This is a genomic window from Actinomadura sp. 7K534 (genome assembly GCF_004348575.1).
Taxonomy (GTDB): Bacteria; Actinomycetota; Actinomycetes; order Streptosporangiales; family Streptosporangiaceae; genus Spirillospora; species Spirillospora livida.
On record NZ_SMKB01000488.1, the window covers coordinates 1 to 1208 of the forward strand.

General features: G+C 80.0%; 1 protein-coding gene. It reads right to left on the minus strand.

Features of this window, described 5'->3' with window-relative positions:
* Positions 1–1208 (minus strand): histidine kinase (locus E1266_RS37315; RefSeq protein ID WP_347876778.1); only part of this gene is annotated, 1208 nt, incomplete at both ends.

Consider the following 1208-nt stretch of genomic DNA (forward strand, 5'->3'; position numbering starts at 1 on the left):
GTTCCCGCCCGTCCCGGCGCCCTTTCCGGCGCCCTTCTCGTCGCGGCCCGTCTCGACGTGGCCGTCGTCGTCGACCTGCACGACCACCGCGCCCGGCTCGCGCCGCACCGACACCGTCACCCGCTCCGCCCCCGAATGCCGGACGGCATTGGTCAGCGCCTCCTGCACGATCCGGTACCCCGCCAGCCCGACCGGCGCCGGCAGGCCCGCCAGCGCGTCCGCCGTCCCGCCGGGGGAGGCGGCCAGGTCCCCCTCCCGCCGGACGGCCAGCCCCGCGGCCGCGGTCCGCTCCAGCAGCGCGCCGATCCCCGCCAGCGACGGCGGCTCGGGCGGCGCCTGGGACGACGCCTGGGACGGCGGCGCCGCGAGCGGCCCGCCCTGCGCCGCGTCCCCGTCCCCGGCGGCGTCGACCTGCCGCAGGACGCCCAGCACCCCGCGCAGCTCCCGCAGCGTCTCCCGGCTCGCCGACTTGATCGCCTCCAGCGCCGCGTACGCGCGCTCGGGATCGTCGCGGCGGTGCAGCGCCGCCCCCGCCTGCACGTTGATCAGCGAGATCTGGTGCGCCAGCACGTCGTGCAGCTCCCGCGCGATCCGCAGCCGCTCGGCGATCGCGCGGCGCCGCGCCTCCTCCTCCCGGCTCCGCTCGGCCTCGGCGGCGCGCCGCTCGGCCGCCTCGGCCCGGTCCCGGCGGCTGCGCACGTACTGCCCGAGCGCGATGGCGACCAGCAGCCCCAGCGACAGCGACGCCACCCCGCGCGCGTCCACGATCGCGTCCGGGTCGCCGCCCCCGCCGCCGCGCAGCAGCGCCACCCCCAGGAACCCCGCGTTCACCACGATGACCGCGCCCAGCGACACCAGCAGCCGGCACTCCACCGCGGCGGTGAACAGCGCCGCCCACAGCACCAGCGCCAGCGGCCCGTCCGGATACCCCAGCGGGTAGTACAGCGGCGGCACCGCCACGCAGACCACCAGCACCGCCACCGGATGCCGCCGCCGCGCCGCCAGCGCCAGCGTGGCCACGGCGATCAGCGCGACCCCGCCCGGCCACAGCCCGCGGTCCCCGGGCTTGACCGCCGCGGCGCTCAGCACCAGGGTCGCCACCAGCGCGGCCACCGCCAGGACGGCGTCGGCGACCTGCCCGCGCGGCCACCCCGCCGCACGCACGGCGCGCACGGCGCGGGACGCGCCGGGGCCGCGGGGGCGGGACG